We start from the raw sequence: 6,381 nt of genomic DNA on the forward strand, positions 1-6,381 counted from the left end.
GTTCGAGCGGCCGACGCGTCCGCGACGAAGTCGCAAGCGGCGGTCGCTCGAACGCGAGCCGGGCCGCGAACGGGCAATGCCAGGTCTCGCTTCGCTCGGAAGGGGGAGTTGGGCCGAGTGGTTGTGGTGGGTAGGGATTGGTGGATTTCTGCGTGTGCATTCTTGGGTTGGGTGGTGCGTTGCCGTTTGTGGCGGTTGTGTCTGTGTTCAACAGCAGCGCCTGCGGTGCTGTGTGTTCGAGGCCCTTGCGTCGCTGGCCGGGCCGCGAACGAGGGATGCTTGGTCTCGCTCTTCGCTCGGAAGAGGGAGTTGGGCCGAGTGGTCGTGGGTGGGTGGTGATCGGTGGATCCCCGCGGATGTGTTGCCGTGCGGGGTGGGTTTCGCGGGTGATCCGGCCGGGGAATCTGGGCGGATGGTGGGAACATGTGATGGGCGCAACTGGCTCAGGTTCTCGCAGGGGTGAGACAGGGGCGGTATGGCGGTCGGCGCGGCTGAAGATGTCTACCCGCGCGCGGCGAGTGGTACCGGATCTGGTGATCGATGGCCCCGTGTAGTTGACGTTCGCTGAACTGCGAGGATAGCGGAGTGTCCAGTCCCGAATCCTTCTCCTTCGCCGTTGGCGCTCGTCTGGACGGGCGGCACGGCCGGTCCGGTGTGATCGGCACGCCGCACGGCTCGATCGCCACGCCCGCGTTCATTCCGGTGGGTACCAAGGCGACGGTGAAGGCGGTGCTGCCGGAAACCATGAAGGAACTCGGCGCGCAGGCGCTGTTGGCCAACGCCTACCACCTGTATCTGCAGCCGGGCGCTGACATCGTGGACGAGGCGGGTGGGCTCGGCAAGTTCATGAACTGGTCCGGCCCGACCTTCACCGACAGCGGCGGGTTTCAGGTGATGTCGCTCGGGGTCGGGTTCAAGAAGGTGCTCGCGATGGAGGCGGTCGACGTCCGCAGTGACGAGGTGATCGCCGCGGGAAAGGAGCGGCTGGCCACCGTCGATGACGACGGTGTCACCTTCCGCTCGCATCTGGACGGCTCCGAGCATCGGTTCACCCCCGAGGTGTCGATGAGCATCCAGCACCAGCTCGGCGCCGACATCATGTTCGCCTTCGACGAACTCACGACGTTGCTCAACACCCGTGCCTACCAGGAGAAATCGGTGCAGCGCACGCAGGAGTGGGCGCAACGCTGCATCGATCAGCACGAGCGGCTGACCTCGGCACGCGCGCACCGCCCATATCAGGCGCTGTTCGCCGTCGTCCAAGGGGCGCAGTACGAGGATCTACGTCGCAAGGCATGTCGCGGACTCGAGTCGATTCGGGGAAGAGCGGGAACCGGTTTCGACGGATACGGCATCGGCGGCGCGCTGGAGAAGCGCAACCTGGGCGCTATCGTCGGCTGGTGCTGTGACGAGCTGCCCGAGGACAAGCCGCGGCACATGCTGGGAATCAGCGAGCCGGAAGACGTCTTCGCCGCGATCGAGAACGGCGCCGACACCTTCGACTGCGTGAACCCGTCGCGAGTCGCCCGCAACGCCGCGATCTATGTCGACAACGGCAGATTCAACATCAATACCAGCCGTTTCCGCCGCGACTTCACCCCGATCGACGAGACCTGCGACTGCTACACCTGCGCCAACTACACCCGCGCCTACCTCCACCACCTGTTCAAGGCCAAGGAGATGCTCGCGTCCACGCTGTGCACGATCCACAACGAGCGGTTCACGGTGCGGCTCGTCGACCGCATCCGCCACAGCATCGAGGGCGACTACTTCGATGAGCACAAAGCGGAGACGCTGGGCCGCTGGAAGCGGTCGTAGCCGACGCTCGGGTGAATCGCGTCGCTCGGTGTGCCGGAGTCTCGGTCAGGCCTGCAGCGGGGCAACTTCGGTGGGGGCGTAGCTGGGTTCGTGTTTCTTCAGGATCGCGATCACTCGGTAGGTGATCGGAAGCACGAGCACCTCGCAGAGCGTCTTCCAGAAGAAGCCGATGATGAGGTAGTTCACGAACTGCTGCCAGGTGTCGATGCCGATGGCTCCCGCGGCGATCGAGCAGAAGATCAGAGTGTCGGCGAACTCGCCGACGACGGTAGATCCGATCAGTCTGGCCCACAGCTGCTTTTCCTTCGTGCGTTCCTTGATCAACACCAGCGTTGCCGAGTTCAGCAATTGGCCGACGAAATATCCGGCCAGGCCGGCGACGACCAGCCGCGGCGTCGTACCGATCACCGTGCGGAACGCCTCCTGGTTTTCGTAGAAGCTCGCGGCGGGCAGCCGGATGGCGATGGCGAAGCACGCGACCGTCAGTAGCAGTGCGGCGAAGCCGTAGTAGATGGCGCGCCGCGTAGCGCGAAAGCCGTACACCTCACTGAGAACGTCGCCGAGGATGTAGGCCAACGGAAACAGAAAGAAGGCTCCGTCGGTGCCGATGGGCAGGATCTGCAGCGGCCCGAGCGACAGCGACTCCTCGCCGAGGAACTCCACCCCCTTGGTGGCACAGATATTCGAGATGATCAAGGTAGCGGTGAACAGGGCGACGATCGGCGCGTAATACCCGCGGGCTACCTGCGCGAATGCGGCATGGTGCGGTGCGGGGCCGGCAGGCTGGTCGGGTTCTTGGGTTGTCTTCGACTCACTCACCCGCATCATCCAACCAGGTTGTCGAATACGCTGTAGCGATGACGAATCCCGGCGATTCCGACGAATGGTGGAAACAGTACGGCGGCCAAGGCGTATCGCCGGAATCCGGTGGGCAGACCTCGGTCCCGCAGTACCCGAACGCCGCGCCGCCTTCTGGTTATCCGTCGACGCCACAGCACCCGAACGCCGCGCCCTCCGGTTACCCGTCGGCGCCGCAGTACCCGGTGCAGCCGCCCGCTCAACCGATGACACCCCCGCCGCAGCCGCAGTACCCTGCCTACCACCAGGCCGCACAGCCCTATCCGCAGCCGAATTATCCGTACCCCTACCAGCCTTATGGCGCTTCGGTGCAGGGCACCAACGGCGTGGCGATCGGCGCGTTGATCTCATCGCTGGTCGGGTTCGTCACCTGCGGGATCGGGTCGATCGTCGGCATCATCCTCGGCACTGTCGCGCTGAATCAGATCAAGCAGTCGGGGCAAGAGGGGCGCGGCATGGCGCTGGCCGGTATCTGGGTCGGTGTCGGATCGATCGTTCTCGGCATCGTGTGGTTCGTCTTCGTGATCGTCGTGGGGGCGACGAGTTCATAGCGGCGATGCCGAAAAAGTAGCAGGGGCGCACCCGATATTCGGGTGCGCCCCTGCGCGTTTGATACGACTGCGGTAGGTCAGCTCTTGACGACCTGGGTGCCGCCGGCGAATTTGTCGTGCCAGCCCTGCTTGTTCGGGTCCTGCGAGATGGTGACCATGATGTAGATCGCCAGACCCAACGAGACGAGGCCGCCGACGCACGGGATGATGTTGGCCGCGATGAACAGGTTTCGCTTCAGCGAGGTGACCGGGTCGATCTTGGCGGCGCCGCCGGGGGCGAGCACCTTCAGGCCGAGAATCTTCTTGCCGAGCGTAGTTCCTTGGGTCGTCTCCATCCCGACGAAGTAGCCGAGCTGCACGAGGGTCCAGATCAGGCCCAGGCCGATGGTCAGGCCGAACGAATCCCGGACCAGGAAGTAGATGATGATGTAGGGGATCATCAGGATGAGCGCGTCGATGACGCGGGCGCCGATGCGGGTGCCGAGGTCGCCCGGCTGGCCGCCATAGCCGAAGTTCCCGGGCTGCTGCGGGTAGGGCTGCTGGCCGTACGGATCCTGCCCGTATTGCGGCGGCTGTTGGCCGTACTGGGGTTGTTGGCCGTATTGCGGTTGTTGGCCGTATTGCGGTTGTTGGCCGTACTGGGGCTGTTGGCCGTACTGGGGCTGTTGCCCGTATTGCGGCGGCTGCTGCCCATATTGTGGCTGTTGCCCATACTGGGGCTGCTGCCCCGACTGGTCGCCGCCCGGGTACGGCTGCCCATACGGCTGCCCGCCCTGCGGATACTGGTTGGGGTCGTACCCACCGCTAGTCATAGTTGTTTGTCCTCGTCGAGTGAATCAGTAGATGGACGATGCGTACGTTACGGACATCGGCTGCATTGCAACAACCCGTTCACATCGAGTATCCACGGTTCGTGGGGCAGCTTCCCTGCGTCGGCAGCGATGTTGTACGCCTGGAGGCGCCGGTGCTGCGGTGTGGACACCGATGCCGCGCAGGAACTCGAGGAGTTCCGGAAACAACGCGCGGTATGAATCGCTACCGCAGGTGGTCGAACGGCTGATCGCCGCGCAGCACGTGGTCGCAGAACTGGAAACGGTGTTCGACACAGCCGAGGGCGCTTCGTGTGTTGCGGATGGGAATGGGTCGGCATGCAGAACCCATTTTGTACAAGCCAAGCCCTTTGGTTTGCCTTACGGTCGCCCAATGAGACAGAACACCATTCCCTCGCTGGCCTACGAGGATGCCCACGACCGCGAGGTTGTAGGCGGGGATACCGTCGCCCCGACGCGGTCAGCGTGCGACAGGTGCCGGGATAAGCGCCTATCCGTCCGTGCGGAGCTATTGCGGCCTGCTGGTTTCACTTCGGGTGCAATAGCATTCGTAAGTCAACCCGGCCGCGGTGAGCTGATCGATGGCCGCCGCGTAGCGGGGCAGCCGCTCGGACTGCCGGACGACAGGACCGTCCCAGTCCACGCCGATCGCGGCGAGGTCATCCAGTTGCCGCTGTTCGACGCCGGGGCGCACGCGGTCCAGATCTTCGATCCGGAGCAGGAACCGCCGCCCGGTGGAGCGGGCGAACGCCCAGGCGAGGAGAGCTGTGCGGAGGTTACCCAGGTGCAGATCCCCGGACGGGCTCGGCGCGTACCGACCCGCCCCCGGCCACAGGCACGGGCCCGGCTGAACCCTGGGGTGCGCACGATGGCCATGGTGGGGGTGGCGGTCAGCCGCGAAGGCGGGGTCTGAGGTCTTCGGCCGCCGGTTGCGCGCCGGCGTCGAGCGCGGCGAGTAGCGATTCGACTCGGCTGATCAGTCCGGCACGGTCGATTCCATATGGCACCATGTCGCCTTCCGGTTGATAGGCGGTCAGCCGGGTCACAGAGCGGGTCAGTAGTGTACGCGCCCCTTTGGGATTTCCGCGCTGTATGTGGGTAACGCCGACAGCGAACTGCGCGAGCGCCTGCCACAGCATCCGCTCGGCGAACGGCCTGTTCTTCCATGCTGCCTCTAATACCTCGTGCGCGTTGAATGCGAGACCGTCGTCCAGCAGTTGCTGGGCGAAAGTCAAAGTTTGCTGCGGCGGCAGTTCCAGATCGTCCGGAATTCGGGCAACTCCGGCACTTCCCGGCGGTAGCGGGCGCCCCAGTCGGTCGCGCGGACGGGCACTTCGGGCGCGACCTGCGTCGTCGCGATCGCGTTCCACCATAGGTTCCATGATGCACGGCCCCGGCGACGGCGTCGACGTGACCGTGCGCGCCCGCGAATTGTCGACCGGGTAACGGAGCAATCACATCCGTTAAAGACATTGTGGTATGCCGGTGTTCAGAATGTATCCCAACCGCTGGCAATGCTTCCGCAAACTATTTCTTCGCAAACCGTAGGACGTTGCGATGATTGAATAGGTAAGAGACGGGCAAACTTTCGAAGGACCTGCTAGTGTTTACCGCGCGGGGCAACCCCCGTACGAGGTGTATTCCTCTTGAACTCGATGTGCGCCCTCGACGCACCGGGGAAGTGCGCGCTACCGCGAGGCGCACTACGGGATTCGGCGTCTCCAGCCGGGTGCCGATGCTAGCTAGAACGATGGTCAGGAGAATTTTCGTTCTCGACGCAGCAAAGGAGCTAGTGCCGTGGAGGTTGATTTGACGGGCGTTGTGTGGCGCAAGAGTGCACACAGTGGTCCGGATGGGAACTGCGTGGAAGTCGCCTTTCTCATCGACGGCAATGTGGCGGTCCGTGATACCAAGGACAACGGAAGCGGCCCGATCCTGGCCTTCGCGCCGGGCGAGTGGGATGCATTCCTAGCAGGTGTCTCGGTGGGGGAGTTCCGGCGCTGTTGAGCGGCTCCGGAAGCGCCTGAATAAGGCAGAGCGGGCCCCGGGTCGGCACGGACTCGGGGCCTTCGCGATGTTCGGGCCAGGTGTGGCCGGCGGTTTCCCGCAAGGACGAATCATCAACCAGCAGAGCCATTCCCGTTGCCATTGGCCCGTCTCTGGTAGTTGCGGAGCACCGCGAGTTGTTTACGTTCTTCTTCGTGCTCGATCGAATGATTCCGCTCCGACTCCTGCCAGGGATCCGCGCGCAGGAAGCTGCCGGTGCCCGGCTTGCCCGCCGAACCCAGCTTGCTCATCTTCTTCGGTACCGGAGCGCCCTGATA

The 6,381-nt window shown here is 64.2% G+C and carries 6 protein-coding genes and 2 pseudogenes; 3 read left to right on the forward strand and 5 right to left on the reverse strand.

Features of this window, described 5'->3' with window-relative positions; genetic code table 11:
• Nucleotides 1-585 precede the first annotated feature (585 nt).
• Nucleotides 586-1,818, forward strand: a complete 1,233-nt coding sequence (tgt, locus tag AB0B25_RS31795; RefSeq protein WP_357187465.1) for a tRNA guanosine(34) transglycosylase Tgt — start codon at nt 586-588, stop codon at nt 1,816-1,818.
• Nucleotides 1,819-1,863: 45 nt separating this feature from the next.
• Here the strand turns inward: tgt and AB0B25_RS31800 are convergent, their stop codons facing one another.
• Nucleotides 1,864-2,643, reverse strand: coding sequence for a queuosine precursor transporter (locus AB0B25_RS31800; RefSeq protein WP_357187479.1), 780 nt, complete (start codon nt 2,641-2,643; stop codon nt 1,864-1,866).
• A gap of 32 nt (nt 2,644-2,675) precedes the next feature.
• Here AB0B25_RS31800 and AB0B25_RS31805 point away from each other — a divergent pair, with 32 nt between their 5' ends.
• Nucleotides 2,676-3,227, forward strand: a complete 552-nt coding sequence (locus AB0B25_RS31805; RefSeq protein WP_357187468.1) for a DUF4190 domain-containing protein — start codon at nt 2,676-2,678, stop codon at nt 3,225-3,227.
• 77 nt (nt 3,228-3,304) lie between these two features.
• Here AB0B25_RS31805 and AB0B25_RS31810 read toward each other — a convergent pair whose 3' ends face one another.
• From AB0B25_RS31810 to AB0B25_RS31820, 3 genes and pseudogenes are all read right to left on the reverse strand, one after another.
• Nucleotides 3,305-4,039, reverse strand: coding sequence for an RDD family protein (locus AB0B25_RS31810; RefSeq protein WP_357187471.1), 735 nt, complete (start codon nt 4,037-4,039; stop codon nt 3,305-3,307).
• A gap of 464 nt (nt 4,040-4,503) precedes the next feature.
• Nucleotides 4,504-4,892 (reverse strand): annotated as a pseudogene (locus tag AB0B25_RS31815) (glutamate--tRNA ligase family protein); the annotation flags it as partial.
• Between the two features lie 55 nt (nt 4,893-4,947).
• Nucleotides 4,948-5,430 (reverse strand): DUF309 domain-containing protein, encoded by a 483-nt coding sequence (locus AB0B25_RS31820; protein ID WP_357187474.1) that lies wholly within the window; start codon nt 5,428-5,430, stop codon nt 4,948-4,950.
• Between the two features lie 424 nt (nt 5,431-5,854).
• Here AB0B25_RS31820 and AB0B25_RS31825 point away from each other — a divergent pair, with 424 nt between their 5' ends.
• Entirely contained in the window at nt 5,855-6,064 is a 210-nt protein-coding gene (locus tag AB0B25_RS31825; protein ID WP_357187476.1) for a DUF397 domain-containing protein, read from the forward strand.
• Nucleotides 6,065-6,177: 113 nt separating this feature from the next.
• Here the strand turns inward: AB0B25_RS31825 and AB0B25_RS31830 are convergent.
• Nucleotides 6,178-6,381: pseudogene (locus AB0B25_RS31830) on the reverse strand (cytochrome b); the annotation flags it as partial.

Origin of the sequence: Nocardia sp. NPDC049190 (assembly GCF_040648115.1) — a bacterium.
Lineage (GTDB): Bacteria > Actinomycetota > Actinomycetes > Mycobacteriales > Mycobacteriaceae > Nocardia.